Origin of the sequence: Bacillus sp. PPSBB_2 (genome assembly GCF_045291115.1) — a bacterium.
In the GTDB taxonomy this organism is placed as follows: Bacteria; Bacillota; Bacilli; order Bacillales; family Bacillaceae_G; genus Bacillus_A; species Bacillus_A cereus.
Genome location: NZ_CP147983.1, coordinates 4649053 through 4665671 on the forward strand (window position 1 = coordinate 4649053; position 16619 = coordinate 4665671).

A 16619-nucleotide genomic window follows, 5' to 3' on the forward strand; every position below is an offset into this window, starting at 1 on the left:
AAAGGAAGAACAAACCAATTGCAGTCGGTTATTTATTTTCGTACTCATCAAATGACCAAAGCGGTGCTTGGTACGCTTCAACAGTTAAATATGTCATATATTCATTAGTACTTACTGTTAATACGTCATTAACTAATTCATACAATCTAACATCGCTGTCTATCTTCTTCCACTTTTTCACTTTGAGAAACTTCCAAATGTCATCATCTGTCACTCGGTCGTAACCGAACATTTGAAACTCCTCTACTTTACTTTCTAAAACGACTTGTAACTGTCCGCGGTATGATTCTACCAAAGCCTCTCTATCTAACATTTATAACATCTCCTTCTTATTTCAGCACGAAAAAGTCGCTTTAATCCCGCTCTAATGGACAGCAATAACTACTTTCAAGAGCACTATCATACTTCACTCTCTTAAATGCTTGTCATTCTTGTCTCGTACGTGCATATAAATTATTGTAAATCATTCCATTGATTTTGAGAAGGTAGGAGAAGAACATGACGAGACAAAGCTTTTTAAAAGGCGCATTTATTTTAATGATAGCCGGCTTTATTACAAAAATACTTGGCTTTATCAACCGCATAGTAATGGCACGTATTTTAGGAGAAGAAGGCGTTGGTCTTTATATGATGGCCGTTCCTACATTCATTTTAGCAATTACATTGACACAAATTGGTCTTCCTGTCGCAATCGCAAAGTTTGTAGCAGAAGCGGAAGCTGTAAACGATAAACAAAGAGTTAAAAAAATATTAACCGTATCACTAGCTGTTACATCCGTTATTAGTATCATTTTAACAATCGGAATTATGTTCCTCACGCCTATTTTAGCAAAAACATTATTAACCGACGAAAGAACGTACTATCCATTAATGGCCATTTTGCCCGTTGTCCCGGTTATTGCTGTTTCTTCTGTTTTGCGTGGTTACTTTCAAGGGAAACAAAACATGAAACCTAGCGCTTATGCGCAAGTTCTAGAACAAGTCGTCCGCATTACCATTATCGCTATATGCATCCAGTTATTTTTACCTTACGGCATAGAATACGCTGCAGCCGGCGCTATGTTATCAGCTGTTCTCGGTGAAGTTGCATCCTTATTATTTTTACTCACGTTATTTCAGCGAGAAAAACATTTATCAATACGCTCTGGATTTTTCACTACTGTAAAGGAAAGCAAAGGGACATTTTATTCTCTGATGGATATTGCCCTTCCAACTACAGGAAGTCGTTTAATCGGCTCCGTTTCATATTTTTTTGAACCTATTGTCGTTATGCAAAGCTTAGCAATCGCTGGTGTCGCTGCTTCTGTTGCAACCCAGCAATACGGTATATTAAACGGTTATGCATTCCCGCTTCTATCACTACCCGCCTTTATTACATACGCTCTTTCTACAGCGCTCATCCCTTCTATTAGTGAAGCAATGGCAAAAAGACAACATAAATTAGTGGAGCACCGTTTACAACAAGCACTTCGAATTTCATTAATTACCGGCGGATGGTCTGTCGTTATATTATACGTATTCGCTTCTCCTGTTTTAACTCTTATGTACGGATCAGACAGCGCAACAGCATTCATTCAACTTCTTGCGCCTTGCTTTTTATTTCATTATTTCCAAAGTCCACTTACCTCTGTTTTGCAAGCTTTAAACTTAGCAAGGGCTGCAATGATGAATACATTTATTGGTGCCATCGTGAAATTAATCGTTATTTTTGTACTAGCATCAAGGCCAGAATTTCAAATGATGGGGGTTGCACTTGCTATCGCCGCAAATATTGTAACAGTAACATTTCTTCACTACGCTACTGTTTTAAAAAAGATTACATTTACCATTTACGCAAAAGACTATATTTTCGGCGGACTTGCCATCGGTATCGCAGGCGCCTTCGGTTTTTATCTTCATAAATATATTATTTTCTCTCATTCCCTTGGCATACAAACATTATGGGAAATCACTTTAACAACAATTGTTTATATCGTACTTCTCTTCACTTTCAAACTCATTCGAAAAGAAGAGTTAAGTCGTCTCCCTATCATTCGTAAACTTTCATTTTTGAAATAAGATGAAACTTTAATCAGTGGGGTAATCTCCACTGATTATTAGTTAAACCAATCATTCTTACTCTTTCAAAGGATAAATCTCTAATTTTCTTTTACATCAACAAAAAATTGTCCGTTTTGAAAACTACAGTATAAAATTTGTGTTACATCGTTATAACCTAAGTTTTTTAATTTCTCAATAAGCCATTCATCTGTATGCTCAATCATTTGTAAATGACTAGATTGAATTTCTCCATCAATAATAAGAGGAAGCGTAAACTGTAATGTATCTTGTTTATTTTTTTGTTTTTGAAAGACAGATAACTTCCCAGACGGTTCCAAAATAGCATATTCTACATCCCGAATATCTCCAACTCCTTGTTCCCTTAATTGCATCATTAAATCATCTATATTATACCGTTGCTTTCTCATCTTCTTTTCATCAATCTTCCCCGCGTTTACAAGAATAGCTGGCTCACCTTCTATTAAATGCCGAAAGCGTTGATACTTTAGGGAAATGACTGACAAAATAATTTGGATGCACATAAGAAAAGTCATCGGAACTAATTGATGCCAAAGTGATTTATCGGTATTTTCAATTGCCACTACGGCCATTTCTCCAAGCATAATAAATACGACTAAATCTAATACACTTAGCTCTCCTATCTCACGTTTACCCATAAGACGAAAAATAATTAAGATGATGATATACAAAAGCATTGTCCGTCCAATTATTGATATCCATTCCATTTCTACATCTCCTTTTTTACGTATAGACTCCCCTATAAAAAAGAAACTAGTCTAACTTGGGCAAAAGGAAAATATGCTTGTATTAAAAAGGAGGAATGCATAAATGGATGGAACGAAAAAATTATCAACTGCAATTGGCTTCGGCATTGTTACACTACTAATTCTCGCATCTATTACTAGTATGATTATGGCTCTTTTATTAAAGTTTACAAATATAAATGAAGGGACATTAACCGTTACTATTTTTATACTCGCTCTTTTATCTATGCTTATGTCTGGATTTACTGCCGGCAAAAAGGCTCAAGGAAAAGGTTGGCTAGTAGGTTTCACAACAGGGCTCACATTCACTATACTCGTCTTTCTAGTTAACTATTTAGGCTTTTCTCAAACCTTATCGAACTCACAATTACTTTATCAATTAGCATTAATGGGGGCGAGTACACTCGGTGGTATTTTCGGTGTAAATATGTCAAAGCAAAGTAACTAAAAAAGGCCCTGCACATTTCATGCAGGGCCTTCCACATTAGTTTTTCACAACTTCACGAATCGCATTGCGATCGAAAGTTAAGTGTGAACCACCAGATTTAATAACGATTTTCGTCTCATCTACTGATTCGATTGTACCGTGTAAACCACCGATTGTTACGATAGCATCACCTTTTGCTAACTCACTTTGCATTTGAGCAACTGCTTTTTGACGTTTTTGTTGCGGGCGAATTAATAAGAAATAGAAAATCGCAAACATCGCAACGATCATAACGATATTCATCATACCTGCATTCATCTTTTGTTCCTCCTTTTAAATTATGTATTAGAAGTTTTTAGCATTCGGTTTATTAAAGCCATACTGTTCAAAGAACTCTTCGCGGAAATCGCCAAGACGGTCTTCACGAATAGCTTGTCTCACCTGCTCCATTAAGTTTAACAGAAAATGAAGATTGTGATAAGACGTTAAACGAATTCCGAACGTTTCATCACATTTCATTAAGTGACGAATATACGCACGTGAGTAGTTTTTACATGTGTAGCAATCACAGTTTGGATCAAGCGGACCGAAGTCTCTTGCGAATTTCGCATTTTTTACAACGAGTCGACCTTCACTTGTCATACATGTACCATTTCGAGCGATACGAGTTGGAAGTACGCAGTCAAACATATCAATACCACGAATTGCACCATCGATTAATGAGTCAGGAGAACCTACACCCATTAAGTAACGAGGCTTATTATCTGGAAGAAGTGGTGTTGTAAACTCAAGTACACGGTTCATAATATCTTTCGGTTCACCAACAGATAAACCACCTACAGCGTAACCAGGGAAGTCCATTGAAACAAGGTCTTTCGCACTTTGACGACGAAGCTCTTCGTACTCCCCGCCCTGTACAATACCGAATAAACCTTGATCTTGCGGACGTTCATGCGCTTTTAAACAACGCTCTGCCCAGCGGCTCGTACGCTCTACAGACTTCTTCATATATTCAAAAGTAGCCGGGAATGGCGGACACTCATCAAATGCCATCATAATATCCGAACCTAATGCATTTTGGATTTCCATCGCTTTTTCTGGTGATAAGAATAATTTATCTCCATTTAAGTGATTACGGAAGTGAACGCCTTCCTCTTCAATACGACGGAAGTCACTTAAACTGAATACTTGGAAACCACCAGAGTCTGTTAAGATTGCACGATCCCAGTTCATAAATTTATGCAAGCCGCCTGCTTCACGAATAATTTCATGACCTGGACGTAGCCATAAATGATACGTATTACTTAAAATAATGCCAGAATCCATTGCTTTTAATTCTTCCGGTGACATTGTCTTAACTGTCGCAAGTGTACCAACTGGCATAAATGTTGGTGTATCAAATGAACCGTGCGGTGTATGCACACGACCTAAACGGGCACCCGTTTGTTTACATGTCTTAATAAATTCATAACGAATTGCTGTCATAACTTACTCCTTTTATTTGTTTCTCATTTTAGCGTGAGATGCAACGAACATTGCATCACCGAAGCTAAAGAAACGATATTTTTCTTTTACTGCTTCATTATAAGCATGAAGTACATTATCTCTATTTGCAAATGCACTTACAAGCATGATTAATGTTGATTTCGGCAAGTGGAAGTTTGTAATTAAACCATCAATTGCTTTAAATTCATATCCCGGATACATGAAAATATCTGTCCATCCAGAAGCGGCGCAAAGCTTACCGTCATGATCTGTTGCAATTGTTTCTAACGTACGAGTTGATGTCGTACCTACAGTAATAATACGTCCACCATTCTCTTTCACACGATTTAATAATGCCGCTGTCTCTTCAGACATATGGTAATATTCTGCGTGCATATGGTGTTCTTCAATCGTGTCTGCAGAAACTGGTCTAAATGTTCCAAGCCCTACGTGAAGTGTAATGAATGCCAACTGAACGCCTTTTTGCTTTAACTTCTCAAGTAACTCTTCTGTAAAGTGAAGTCCCGCAGTCGGCGCTGCTGCTGAACCGATTTCTTTCGCATATACTGTTTGATAGCGATCGCGATCTTCTAGCGTCTCTTTAATATATGGAGGAAGTGGCATTTCCCCAAGTTCATCTAAAATTTCATAGAAGATGCCGTCATATGAAAATTCAAGGTGACGTCCACCTTGATCTGCAGTTCCTGTGCAAGTTGCTTTTAATTTCCCTTCGCCAAAAGAGATAACAGTTCCTTCTTTTACACGTTTCGCTGGCTTTACAAGCGTTTCCCACTTATCGCCTTCTTCTTGTTTTAAAAGAAGTACTTCAATGTGCGCGCCTGTATCTTCTTTCACACCGTGCAAACGAGCAGGCATAACTTTCGTTTCATTTAAAACTAAGCAATCCCCCTCATGTAAGTAAGAAAGAATGTCCGTAAAATGTTTATGCTCAATATCACCTGTTTCACGGTCTAACACCATTAATCTTGATGTTTCACGATCTTCTAACGGGACTTGTGCAATAAGTTCTTCTGGTAAATGAAAATCAAACAGATTTATATCCATAGCTATATCCACCTATTTCTTATTTAAATCGATTTATTATATACATAATAAAAGATAATACAATACTTAACACAATACATGTAATGATAGGAAAATAAAAGGTAACGTTTCCTTTTTTCACAAAAATATCGCCTGGAAGCCTTCCAATGAACTTCCAAGCTAATCCAACAACGATGAGTAAGATCCCGGCTGTAATAAGCAGCTTTGGCATCTCCGTCATACTTTTGGTATCTCCATTCCGAAATGTTCATACGCAAGCGGCGTTACAATTCGGCCCCTTGGCGTTCGTTGTAAAAAACCAATTTGTAATAAATACGGCTCATACACATCTTCAATCGTATGAGATTCTTCTCCAATTGTTGCTGAAACCGTTTCTAATCCAACTGGACCGCCACGGAATTTCTCAATAATACCAAGCAGTAATTTATGATCAATATGATCTAGACCTAATTTATCTACTTGCAGTAGCTCTAATGCCATTTGTGTAATTTCCATCGTAACCGTTCCGTTACCACGAACTTGCGCGAAATCACGTACACGTCTTAAAAGACGATTCGCAATACGAGGTGTACCACGAGCACGTCTTGCAATTTCTAATGCAGCTAACGAATCGATTTCAACTTCAAATACTTCTGCTGTACGTTCAACAATCGCAGAAAGCTGATCTACTGTGTAGTACTCTAACCTTGAAAGTACACCGAAGCGGTCACGAAGCGGTGCCGATAATGCTCCAGCACGTGTTGTTGCTCCAACTAATGTAAATGGCGGTAAATCTAGGCGTACAGAACGTGCTGAAGGCCCTTTTCCAATTACAATATCAAGGCAAAAGTCTTCCATCGCAGGATACAATACTTCTTCAATTGATCTATGCAAACGATGAATTTCATCAATAAATAATACATCCCCTGGCTGAAGCGCTGTTAATACAGCAGCTAAATCTCCTGGTCTTTCAATTGCGGGACCTGAAGTTGTTCTAACATTAACGCCCATCTCATTGGCAATAATATTCGCAAGCGTCGTTTTACCAAGACCTGGTGGTCCATATAAAAGCACGTGATCTAACGTTTCTTCACGCATTTTCGCCGCTTCAATAAATACTTCTAAATTATGTTTTGCTTTATCTTGGCCAATATACTGACGGAGCGTCTGTGGCCGTAATGAATATTCTAAATCCGCATCTTCATATGCAGATTCCCCTGAAAGGAGACGTTCGTCCATTATACTCACCTCTTACCATTTAGTAAAAGACTAAGTGCCTTTTTAATATACTGATCCGTCGTTAATGATTCTTTTAATAACTCTGGTACAACACGAGAAACTTCGCGTTCTGCGTATCCAAGTGCGCGCAGAGCTTCCAGTGCCTCATCAAGCTCAGCTGATGAACCTTTCTTCTCATCAAAACGTTCTGTGTCTGAGAATAAATCAACAAATGCATCTGGTACGACATCTGCTAGTTTTCCTTTTAAATCTAAAATCATTTGGCGTGCTGTTTTCTTTCCGACGCCTGGGAATTTCACTAAAAACTTCTCATCTTCATGCTCAATCGCTTGAACGACCTGTCCTGTTTGACCAGAAGCTAAAATTGCAAGAGCTCCTTTTGGCCCAATGCCAGACACGCCTAACAACTTTGTAAATAATAAACGCTCTTCACGTGTTTTAAACCCGTAAAGTGCCATAATATCTTCTCTTACATAATGATATGTATAGACACGGATTTCTTGCTTACTTCTTTGAAATACATACGGATTCGGTGTGAAAATTTGATAACCAATTCCATTATGATCAATTACGACATATTCCGGCCCTACATACTCCACGTAACCTGTAACATATTCAAACAAAATACGATCTCTCCCTCTTAAATCATGTATTCCATTTTAACATATTTAATGATAGAAAAGCGAGACTACCCCAACAAATGTTCTCCACTTGAAACTTCTGTTATTTTCCATTGACAGAAAGGTTAAAGCACCTTAATATACAGAAGTCGATAATGATTATCAATACTAATTAAAGGGGTTACATCAGGATGAAACGTAAGCTATTTATTTTATTTACTATTATGCTCGTTGTTCTTTCTATCGTTGGCTGTTCTTCTCAAAAAGAAGAATCGAAGGCAAAAGAACAACCGAAAACAAAAGTTGTAAAACATGCTAAAGGTGAAGCTACAATTCCAGTAAATCCAAAGAGAATTGTTGACTTATCTGGATCAACAGAAGAACTATTACTTCTTGGACACAAACCTGTTGGTACAGCAAATACATATAAAGATAAAATCCAAAATCACTTAACAGACAAGTTAGATGGAGTAAAAGCAGTAGGTTGGTACTGGGCACCTAAAGTTGATTTAGAAGCTGTTACTGCTTTAAAACCAGACTTAATTATTTTAAACAACCGTCAATTAAAAATTTATGATCAACTAGAAAAGGTTGCACCTACAGTTGTTCTAGAAACAAACTTAGAAGACTGGCGTGGTAAGTTTAAAGAAGTAGGTAAGCTATTTGACGAAGAGAAGAAAGCAGACAAATGGATTGCAGACTACGATAAGAAAGCAGACTCTTTATCTAAAAAAATTAAAGAGAAAACAAAAGATGAGAACTTTATGTTCGTTGCAGTTACACCACAAAACTTCCGTGTATACGGTAGCTTCGGATACGGTGACATCATCTTTAATGACTTAAAACTTCCAGCAACAAAAGGTACGGATTTAAAACAAACGATGGCGCAAGTATCACTAGAAGGTCTAGTTGCATTCCAGCCTGACCAAATGTTTATTGTAAACTTCGGCGGCGAAGCTGATAAAGTTTACGAAGACTACAAAAACAGTGCCGTTTGGAAAGACAATAAAGCAGTTAAAAATAATCACGTATATGAAGTATCAAATGAAGTCTTCAATACGAAAGCATTCAATCCAATCGGAAAAGATATGCTAATTGATGAAATCGCAAAAGAAATTTTAGCTAAAAACAAATAAGAAAAAAAGCAGCTCACCATGAGCTGCTTTTTTTCTTACTTTGAACTGCGTATTGCTTCATTTTTTCAATCGTCTTCACAAAACCTTCTTTTGATTTAATACGAATGCCACGTTTCAATTTCGCACGTTCATAGCTCTCAAGCTTTTTCATATCAATTTGAAAGAAAGAATGGATCGCATTATCACTTTTCGGTACACCTTTGAAAATTTGTAATATCCCTTCCTCTGAAACACCAAAATACCCGCTCGTTTTCAATAACGGAGAAATATCATCAACTTTCTTTTGCAATACAATTTGTACATCATCACGATCAACGAGCTGCCATTCTTTATACTGCTGTAAAAACTTTTCTAAATCCGTCACTTTTTCTGTAAGTATTTCTTCGCTTACTTCGCCATCAACATACATACGCTCTAATAAAATTGTAACCTCAGGTTCTTTTTTCGTTACTTCTGGTACTGGCCCTTCCGCCTTCACATTCGTTCCATAAACGAAACAAAACATCATAACGAAAGCTTGCATCGCAATCAGTATCCATTTCATTTCCGTTCACCTCTTTTAGGCAAGATCATACTTTCATTAGTAGTTTTTCCGGAAATGGGGGTTTTATCCACATTACATTTCTTTCGAAAAATAAAAAAATACAGATTAGGATTTACCTCATCTGTATGTATCATTTACTTTTATATAAAATGAAAGACGCCTGCAAAGCAGGCGTCTTGATGCGTTTACGGCGAGAGACCAGGCGACCACATTCGCGTGTTTAGCACTTAAGCATATCTCTCGTCTTACGTAAATTAGCTCATCGCTTTGCTAATATAACATTAATAAAGTATAAGTGCAACATGTTTATAAAAATATTTTATTTCCTCTTTCATCCAAATTATTTTATGTAAATTATAAATTGATAATTGCAATATATATGTTACAATTAATGTGACAGCGAAATCATAATAAGCAGGGGATGAATATTATGAAAAAAATAAAGGATGAACGCCTCATTCTTCAAATGTTAAAAAACATACGTATTGTCTTTCTTTTTCAATACATTGGCGTAGTTGGAATTTTAGGCTATATCGGATTCACTGAAGGCATTGATCAAATTACGAAATCTCCATTGTGGCTATTATTTATGTTTACAAGTATTTTACTTGCTTATTTACAGTTAAGTGTTTCAATCGATGTAGAAGAAGGCGAAAAGGAAATACAGTTAACTCCTTATTACAAACTTGTCTTCCGCTCCCTTATTGTAGGAATCGTTATGGCTATTATTTATATTATTTTCAGTCCAGAAAGACCACTGTTTGAAGCTATTTTAACAGGTAGTATTCTTTTCATATGCTTTTTAGTTTCTTACTCCGTTAGTTATTTTATTAAAAAACGTCGTTTACAAGACAACGATGAATAAAGAGGAAGGGCTCACCCTTCCTCTTTTGTTTTGTTATCGCACTGTACCAGTTAAACCGTAACGAATGTCTCGGAACATATTCACTATGTCACGATTAAAATCGTTTGTAACTGTACCGTTACGTAGACGCGTACTCATTGCATCGACACGAGTAAACATATCATTTCTTACAGAAACATATACGTTTCTGTTTCCAACTTCATTTGCAACAGCTTGACGAATTTCGTTAGCCATCGCCGTTTCATTTGTCACTGTGTTACGTGGTTTTACCGCAATCGCTACATCGTTTCCATATACAACTGTAGACACACGGTCTACGTTATTCATACGTTTCACACGATTTGTTATTCTTTCAGCTGTTTTACCATCATTGTTAATGTATGAATTGTTCATTGTAATATTACGAGTTGGATGCGGATTAGCAATTTGTCCATTGTAATTTACATCTCGATAATAATTGTATCCTGTATCGTTACGACCATTTCTATATGTTACATAATCTGTATAACGATCATTACGCGTCACATTATCACGATACTGGTGTGTATCATTATAAGATGTACGCTCGTAATTGTAGTTACGTCCATCCATTGCATTGTTTTTTGGTGTACCACATGCAGCTAATGCACTAGTAACTAACAAAGAAGCAGCAATCACTTTTACTTTCGTATTCAATACAAAAACCCCCTCTGTTAGAATGAGCTTCTCTACTGAAAAGCTCCCTCTTATGATGAGTAACAGAGAAGGTTTTTACACTGTTAATATTTCACTAGGAATTTTCTAGCACTTCATAAAAAAACTTCATTTTCTTAATTAACAGGAATGTAAAAAAGGCGGGAATACTCCCGCCTTTTTAAACTTCTTCTTCGTCCTCTTCTTCTGAAACGGGCTCTCCAAATACATTTGGTGGATCTGGTTGATAATACATCGTTCCTGGCTGTGGTGCATATGCAGACTGAGTTGGTTGATAATATAAAGGATTCGCATATTGCGGACCGCCTGGTTGTGGACTATATAGTCTACTTTCTCCTCCGCATCCACAATCTTCCTCACCCTGCACAAGCGGCGGCATATTATTATTATCCATTGGCATCATATTCGGATTTGGCATAGACGTATATTGCGGTCCAAACGGCGCTCCTTGCTGATATGGCATTTGATATGGATTTTGTTGTTGATAATACGGATTCGGCGGCATCATGGGCTGTTGATACGGCATCATATTGGGTGGTTGATTGTTATCCATAATTGGCATCATATTCGGCATTTGATTGTTATCCATAATTGGCATTATATTCGGCATTTGGTTGTTATCCATAATTGGCATTATATTCGGCGGTTGGTTGTTATCCATAATCGGCATCATATTCGGCATTTGATTATTATCCATAATTGGCATCATATTCGGCATTTGATTGTTATCCATAATTGGCATCATATTCGGCATTTGATTGTTATCCATAATTGGCATTATATTCGGCATTTGATTGTTATCCATAATTGGCATTATATTCGGCATTTGATTGTTATCCATGATTGGCATTATATTCGGTGGCTGGTTGTTATCCATGATTGGCATTTGAATATTTGGCGGTATGACTTGTGGAATAACTACATTTTCTTTCGATACATTTGGCGATACTATATTCCCTACGTTTTCTTTCTTCACTTGTGGTGACACTATATTCCCTACATTTTCTTTTTTCACTTGCGGTGACACTATATTCCCTACATTTTCTTTTTTCACTTGCAGTGACACTATATTTCCTACATTTTCTTTCTTCACTTGTGGCGATATTATATTCCCTACATTTTCTTTCTTCACTTGCGGCGACACTATATTCCCTACATTTTCTTTCTTCACTTGCGGCGATACTATATTGTTTTTTTTCGTTTGCGGAGAAATGATATTGTTAGGTTTCATTTTACTAATTTGAGGAGCAATTAACTCGCTTCCTTTTTTTATTACATCTGAAATTTTATATTCTTTTTTCGGTTTTATTGGTGGTTGTGGCGGCTGCGGTAATACATTTACCGAAAACTTCGTGTTTTCTTTTTCCGCCGGTTTTTGTTTTTCTATCACAGGTGGTTTTTGAATAACAGACGGTTTTTCAACTGGTTTTTCTTTTTGAATTGGCTGTTCTTTTTGCACCTCTTTTTGCGGTTTCACCTGTACTTCTTTTTGTGGCTTTACCTGCATCTCCTTCTGTGGTTTCACCTGTACTTCTTTTTGCGGCTTTACCTGCATCTCCTTCTGCGGTTTTACTTGCACTTCTTTTTGTGTTTGTTGCATAGCTGGCTGCTGTGTAATTGGTGCTGATTGATACGTAACTTCTTCTTCATCTTCTATTCCAAGCGGAGTTGGTGTTGCTGCAAATTCTTTTTGCTGCACTTCTTTTACGTATTGCTTTGGAGGCGCTGAACCTGCTCCAGCCTGTTGTTTCATGTGAACACTCTTGGATGGCACTTTAATTTTCATACCTGGCATAATTAAATCTGGATTACTAAGTTGTGTATTTGTTTTTTTCAACGTGTCAAAATCCACTCCGTACTTTTTCGCAATTTTCCAAAGGGTATCCCCTTTTTGCACGATATGAATTTTCAAATTTTCCCCCTCCTGTATAACTTATCTATAAGTAACAAATCTCATGAAGTAACTCTTTCTAAATAACATTAACTTCTTTTCACTTTTATCACTTCTTCGATTTTCAATATCATTCGAAGCGGAATAAGCATAAAGAACCACAATGATTTCTTCAAAACAATGTATGCCCATTTCGTTCCCGTTATGATTATATGTATGAAAAAAAGCAACGAGAATACCGTTGCTTTACACACGCTCTAACATACGATTTAATGCAAAAACCGCTTCTGTCGTTACTTGTTTATCTACGCTAATAACGTTAATTTCTTCTCCTCTTTCTATCGTTTCAAGTGCCCATAATAAGTGAGGCAGATCAATTCGGTTCATCGTTAAGCACGGACACATAAATGGATTAAGTGAAACAATTTCTTTATCTGGATGTTGCTGAATAATTCGGTTCACTAAATTCATTTCTGTACCAATCGCCCATTTGCTACCAGATGGCGCTGATTCAATCATATCAATAATATATTTCGTTGAGCCTGCATAATCTGAAGCAGCTACAACTTCATAGCAACATTCTGGATGTACAATAATATTCATATCAGGATGATTTTTTCGTACGCTCTCAATGTTCTTCACTGTAAAATTTTGATGAACAGAACAATGCCCTTTCCATAAAATCACTTGAATTTCTTCTATATCCCCATCGTACTCTAATGAATCTGTGTGTGGGTCCCATACTGCCATTTTATCTAACGGGATACCTAAATCGTACGCTGTATTTCTCCCTAAATGTTGGTCTGGTAAAAAGACAAGACGTTCTTTTTGAGTAAACGCCCAAGATACCATTTGCTTTGCATTAGAAGATGTTACTGTTGCTCCTCCGTTACGACCACAAAACGCTTTAATTGCAGCTGTAGAGTTCACATATGTTAACGGAATCATCGTATCTCCAAATAATTTCGTGAGCTCTTTCCATGCTCTTTCTGTTTGTTCAATATCTGCCATATCCGCCATCGAACAACCTGCACGCATATCTGGTAAGATGACAACTTGATCATCTGTCGTTAACATATCTGCTGTTTCCGCCATAAAGTGCACCCCGCAAAACACAATATATTTTGCGTCTTTATTGCTCGCTGCAACTTGCGCAAGCTGAAGTGAATCCCCTGCTGCATCTGAAAATTGTACCACTTCATCTTTTTGATAATGATGCCCTGGAATGAATAACATTTTCCCCATTTTCTCTTTAATTTCACGAACACGCTTTTCCATATCTTCCGTTGACATCGTGTAATAACGCTCTGGTAACATCGTTTCAATTGGCTGTACTTGTTCTAAAATACTCATATACGTTTCTCCCCTCTAAGCCACTTTCCTTATCCTTCAATATTGAAACTAATATCAAGTGCTTTCACTGAATGTGTTAACGCTCCAAGTGAAATATAATCTACCCCTGTTTTTCCGTATTTCGGTAAATCTTCAATTGTGATGCCCCCTGAAGCTTCTGTAACGATAGCGCTTGGTACAATTTTTGAAAACTCCCGGATTTCATCTGGCGTACGATTATCGAACATAATAATATCAGCACCAGCAGCGACAGCCTCTCTCACCTGTTCCTCAGTTTCTGTTTCTACTTCTACTTTCACCATATGTCCTAACTTCTCTTTCACTGATGTAACAGCTTTTGTAATAGAACCAGCAAACGCAATATGATTGTCTTTAATCATGACACCATCATATAAACCGAAGCGATGATTAAATCCACCGCCGCACACGACTGCATGCTTATCAAACATACGTAGTCCTGGCATCGTTTTTCGCGTATCACAAATGCGAGTATGACTGCTATCTAAAGCAAGAACCGCTTTACGCGTCATCGTCGCTATTCCGCTCATACGCTGAATAACATTTAATATAACGCGCTCTGCTGTTAATAACGATGCAATTGGACCTTGCACAGTTGCAATGATTTCGCCTTTTTCTACAAGGTCCCCATCTTTTTTATGAAGCTCTACTTCAATTCTCTCATCAATTAATTTAAATCCTGATTCAATTACTAAACGTCCTGCAAAGACCCCTGTATCCTTCGCAAGAAACGTTCCTTTCGAAAGCAAGTTATCTGGAAAAATAAGCTGAGATGTTACATCTCTTTCCCCTATATCTTCTAAAAAAAATCGATTTAATGCTTCTTTAACTTTTATCGTGTTCATAAAGCCCCTCTTCCCCTCATCACACAAGTTGTCGTTTTCTCTTTACTCGAACAATCTCTTTCTTTCCTATATTTCTATCTGGATAATCACTCCGGTAATGCCCGCCAATACTTTCTTCTCTTTGCAAGGCTGACACAACTATAAGCTCACAAACCGTTAACATATTAATAAGCGTTATCTCTTCATTCGTAAGAACATCATGTTGTAATATCATATTTCGAACACCATACTTACTAAGCCATCTCTTCGCATAAGATAAACTTTGCTCTGTTCGCACAATCCCAACATATTTCATCATGCATTTTTGTATTTCTTCTTTCGTCGGTAAATGATTCAGAACGATAAACTTTGCTTCCTTTTCGGCTAGCATGTTCACCTTTTCTTTTGTCTCTCTAGATAAAATGTGTCGTCCGATTCTTTTTCCAAACACAAGACCTTCTAATAATGAATTACTCGCTAATCTATTTGCACCATGAACCCCGTTACAAGCTACTTCACCGACTGCGTATAAGTTCGGAATAGACGTCTCTCCATCACAGTTCGTTTTCACGCCGCCCATGTGAAAATGAGTACCAGGCACGACTGGAATACGTTTTTTATTTATATCGACTCCATTTGTTTTACATATCGATGACACGGTCGGAAAGCGTTGTTCAAAGTTTTGAATCATTTCGATGTTTAAGTACACTTTTTCACCCGCAAGTAGCTGTTCATGAATAGCCCTTGCGACTACATCACGAGGCGCTAAATCCTGTTCGGAATGTATATCCATCATAAAACGCTGCCCTTTTCCATTTATAAGGACAGCTCCTTCTCCGCGAACAGCTTCGGACACAAGACCAGAACAACGCCCACCCGCGTATAACATCGTCGGATGAAATTGTATAAACTCTAAATCTACAAGCTCTCCGCCTGCACGGTACACCATTGCAAGTCCATCGCCTGTAATCGTCTCATCATTAGAAGTAAAGGCGTATAAACCGCCAATACCGCCTGAAGCTAACACCGTATAATCTGCATTGTAACGTTTCAATTCTCCTTTATTGTTGCGAGTTAAAGCCCCAACACATTTATCTTTTTCTATAATAAAATCGAGCACCATTTCCTGTTCCACTACCGTAACGTATGGAGCTACTTCTTGAATAAGATGCTCTAATAAATTCTTTCCTGTTGCATCGCCACCTGCATGTAAAATACGACGTTTTCGATGCGCTCCTTCTTTTCCAAGATGAGGACCTGTTTCATCTCCATCAAATTTCATTCCATTTTCAATAAGGTTATTAATTTCTTTCGGTCCTTCCTCGACTAAATAACGGACCACTTCTTCATTGTTATAATGACACCCTGCTACTAGCGTATCTTCAAAATGATCATTAGGATTGTCGTATGTAGCTACCGCTGCGGCAATTCCACCTTGAGCTAAATGTGTATTATTATTACGTTTCGTCTCCTTTGTGATAATAATCACATTCTTTTCGTGACAAATCTCTTTTGCAACACGAAGTGCCGCAACGCCACTTCCAATAATTAAGACATCTGCGCTTGGCATAATTGTTGCCTCCTACTTTACACTTTTCAACTGTCTTGACACCTATATTTACATAGTTTTAAAATAATGACAAGAGTTTTTTTAT

Annotated in this window: 17 protein-coding genes and 1 pseudogene; 4 read left to right on the forward strand and 14 right to left on the reverse strand. The window is 37.4% G+C overall.

What is annotated here, in order from left to right; all coding sequences use genetic code 11:
- Positions 1-28: 28 nt before the first annotated feature.
- Complete coding sequence (locus V6946_RS23450; protein WP_000886979.1) at positions 29-313, reverse strand: post-transcriptional regulator; 285 nt, start codon at positions 311-313, stop codon at positions 29-31.
- 185 nt (positions 314-498) lie between these two features.
- On the opposite strand from V6946_RS23450, the gene spoVB reads away from it, so the two are divergent.
- Entirely contained in the window at positions 499-2058 is a 1560-nt protein-coding gene (gene spoVB, locus V6946_RS23455; protein ID WP_006926732.1) for a stage V sporulation protein B, read from the forward strand.
- Between the two features lie 80 nt (positions 2059-2138).
- Here the strand turns inward: spoVB and V6946_RS23460 are convergent, their stop codons facing one another.
- Positions 2139-2786 carry a DUF421 domain-containing protein gene (locus tag V6946_RS23460; protein WP_000454821.1) on the reverse strand — a complete coding sequence of 216 codons (648 nt, stop codon included), beginning with the start codon at positions 2784-2786 and terminating at the stop codon, positions 2139-2141.
- Between the two features lie 103 nt (positions 2787-2889).
- Between V6946_RS23460 and V6946_RS23465 the strand changes: the two genes are divergently transcribed.
- Positions 2890-3273: a TIGR04086 family membrane protein gene (locus V6946_RS23465; RefSeq protein ID WP_000349148.1), complete on the forward strand. Its 384-nt coding sequence runs from the start codon at positions 2890-2892 to the stop codon at positions 3271-3273.
- Positions 3274-3309: 36 nt separating this feature from the next.
- Here the strand turns inward: V6946_RS23465 and yajC are convergent, their stop codons facing one another.
- The 6 genes from yajC to ruvA are packed head-to-tail and all read right to left on the reverse strand — an operon-like array spanning position 3310 to position 7643.
- Positions 3310-3570 (reverse strand): preprotein translocase subunit YajC, encoded by a 261-nt coding sequence (gene yajC / locus V6946_RS23470; RefSeq protein ID WP_000991115.1) that lies wholly within the window; start codon positions 3568-3570, stop codon positions 3310-3312.
- Between the two features lie 27 nt (positions 3571-3597).
- On the reverse strand, positions 3598-4737 hold the full coding sequence (gene tgt, locus V6946_RS23475) for a tRNA guanosine(34) transglycosylase Tgt (protein ID WP_000125365.1): 1140 nt from the start codon (positions 4735-4737) through the stop codon (positions 3598-3600).
- 12 nt (positions 4738-4749) lie between these two features.
- The gene (gene queA / locus V6946_RS23480; RefSeq protein ID WP_366981378.1) at positions 4750-5802 is read right to left on the reverse strand and encodes a tRNA preQ1(34) S-adenosylmethionine ribosyltransferase-isomerase QueA; all 1053 of its coding nucleotides are present in this window, start codon (positions 5800-5802) and stop codon (positions 4750-4752) included.
- Between the two features lie 19 nt (positions 5803-5821).
- Positions 5822-6022 carry a DUF2905 domain-containing protein gene (locus V6946_RS23485; RefSeq protein WP_000138162.1) on the reverse strand — a complete coding sequence of 67 codons (201 nt, stop codon included), beginning with the start codon at positions 6020-6022 and terminating at the stop codon, positions 5822-5824.
- On the reverse strand, positions 6019-7020 hold the full coding sequence (gene ruvB / locus V6946_RS23490) for a Holliday junction branch migration DNA helicase RuvB (protein ID WP_000344449.1): 1002 nt from the start codon (positions 7018-7020) through the stop codon (positions 6019-6021). The genes V6946_RS23485 and ruvB overlap by 4 nt, the downstream gene beginning before the upstream one ends.
- A gap of 5 nt (positions 7021-7025) precedes the next feature.
- Entirely contained in the window at positions 7026-7643 is a 618-nt protein-coding gene (gene ruvA, locus V6946_RS23495) for a Holliday junction DNA helicase RuvA (RefSeq protein ID WP_000464511.1), read from the reverse strand.
- Positions 7644-7831: 188 nt separating this feature from the next.
- On the opposite strand from ruvA, the gene V6946_RS23500 reads away from it, so the two are divergent.
- Positions 7832-8776, forward strand: a complete 945-nt coding sequence (locus V6946_RS23500) for an iron-hydroxamate ABC transporter substrate-binding protein (protein WP_000823606.1) — start codon at positions 7832-7834, stop codon at positions 8774-8776.
- Between the two features lie 13 nt (positions 8777-8789).
- Here V6946_RS23500 and V6946_RS23505 read toward each other — a convergent pair whose 3' ends face one another.
- Complete coding sequence (locus V6946_RS23505; protein WP_000871192.1) at positions 8790-9320, reverse strand: BofC C-terminal domain-containing protein; 531 nt, start codon at positions 9318-9320, stop codon at positions 8790-8792.
- Positions 9321-9750: 430 nt separating this feature from the next.
- On the opposite strand from V6946_RS23505, the gene V6946_RS23510 reads away from it, so the two are divergent.
- Positions 9751-10185, forward strand: a complete 435-nt coding sequence (locus V6946_RS23510) for a hypothetical protein (protein ID WP_006926728.1) — start codon at positions 9751-9753, stop codon at positions 10183-10185.
- Positions 10186-10218: 33 nt separating this feature from the next.
- Here V6946_RS23510 and V6946_RS23515 read toward each other — a convergent pair whose 3' ends face one another.
- The 5 genes and pseudogenes from V6946_RS23515 to nadB form a co-directional block, all read right to left on the reverse strand.
- Positions 10219-10860, reverse strand: a complete 642-nt coding sequence (locus V6946_RS23515; protein WP_001093542.1) for a YhcN/YlaJ family sporulation lipoprotein — start codon at positions 10858-10860, stop codon at positions 10219-10221.
- Positions 10861-12633: 1773 nt separating this feature from the next.
- Positions 12634-12790 (reverse strand): annotated as a pseudogene (safA, locus tag V6946_RS23520) (SafA/ExsA family spore coat assembly protein); the annotation flags it as partial.
- Positions 12791-13015: 225 nt separating this feature from the next.
- The gene (gene nadA / locus V6946_RS23525) at positions 13016-14122 is read right to left on the reverse strand and encodes a quinolinate synthase NadA (RefSeq protein ID WP_006927543.1); all 1107 of its coding nucleotides are present in this window, start codon (positions 14120-14122) and stop codon (positions 13016-13018) included.
- Between the two features lie 29 nt (positions 14123-14151).
- Positions 14152-14985 carry a carboxylating nicotinate-nucleotide diphosphorylase gene (nadC, locus tag V6946_RS23530; RefSeq protein WP_001092227.1) on the reverse strand — a complete coding sequence of 278 codons (834 nt, stop codon included), beginning with the start codon at positions 14983-14985 and terminating at the stop codon, positions 14152-14154.
- A 19-nt stretch (positions 14986-15004) separates the two neighbouring features.
- Entirely contained in the window at positions 15005-16534 is a 1530-nt protein-coding gene (gene nadB, locus V6946_RS23535; RefSeq protein ID WP_001138532.1) for an L-aspartate oxidase, read from the reverse strand.
- Positions 16535-16619: the final 85 nt, after the last annotated feature.

What these genes read in the sequence shown, in the direction of transcription:
- nadA (WP_006927543.1), bottom strand. Translation starts at nt 14,122, where the DNA reads ATGAGTATTTTAGAACAAGTACAGCCAATTGAAACGATGTTACCAGAG.
- V6946_RS23485 (WP_000138162.1), bottom strand. Translation starts at nt 6,022, where the DNA reads ATGACGGAGATGCCAAAGCTGCTTATTACAGCCGGGATCTTACTCATC.
- yajC (WP_000991115.1), bottom strand. Translation starts at nt 3,570, where the DNA reads ATGAATGCAGGTATGATGAATATCGTTATGATCGTTGCGATGTTTGCG.
- V6946_RS23460 (WP_000454821.1), bottom strand. Translation starts at nt 2,786, where the DNA reads ATGGAATGGATATCAATAATTGGACGGACAATGCTTTTGTATATCATC.
- V6946_RS23450 (WP_000886979.1), bottom strand. Translation starts at nt 313, where the DNA reads ATGTTAGATAGAGAGGCTTTGGTAGAATCATACCGCGGACAGTTACAA.
- tgt (WP_000125365.1), bottom strand. Translation starts at nt 4,737, where the DNA reads ATGACAGCAATTCGTTATGAATTTATTAAGACATGTAAACAAACGGGT.
- V6946_RS23465 (WP_000349148.1), top strand. Translation starts at nt 2,890, where the DNA reads ATGGATGGAACGAAAAAATTATCAACTGCAATTGGCTTCGGCATTGTT.
- nadC (WP_001092227.1), bottom strand. Translation starts at nt 14,985, where the DNA reads ATGAACACGATAAAAGTTAAAGAAGCATTAAATCGATTTTTTTTAGAA.
- queA (WP_366981378.1), bottom strand. Translation starts at nt 5,802, where the DNA reads ATGGATATAAATCTGTTTGATTTTCATTTACCAGAAGAACTTATTGCA.
- ruvB (WP_000344449.1), bottom strand. Translation starts at nt 7,020, where the DNA reads ATGGACGAACGTCTCCTTTCAGGGGAATCTGCATATGAAGATGCGGAT.
- V6946_RS23510 (WP_006926728.1), top strand. Translation starts at nt 9,751, where the DNA reads ATGAAAAAAATAAAGGATGAACGCCTCATTCTTCAAATGTTAAAAAAC.
- V6946_RS23505 (WP_000871192.1), bottom strand. Translation starts at nt 9,320, where the DNA reads ATGAAATGGATACTGATTGCGATGCAAGCTTTCGTTATGATGTTTTGT.
- spoVB (WP_006926732.1), top strand. Translation starts at nt 499, where the DNA reads ATGACGAGACAAAGCTTTTTAAAAGGCGCATTTATTTTAATGATAGCC.
- V6946_RS23500 (WP_000823606.1), top strand. Translation starts at nt 7,832, where the DNA reads ATGAAACGTAAGCTATTTATTTTATTTACTATTATGCTCGTTGTTCTT.
- nadB (WP_001138532.1), bottom strand. Translation starts at nt 16,534, where the DNA reads ATGCCAAGCGCAGATGTCTTAATTATTGGAAGTGGCGTTGCGGCACTT.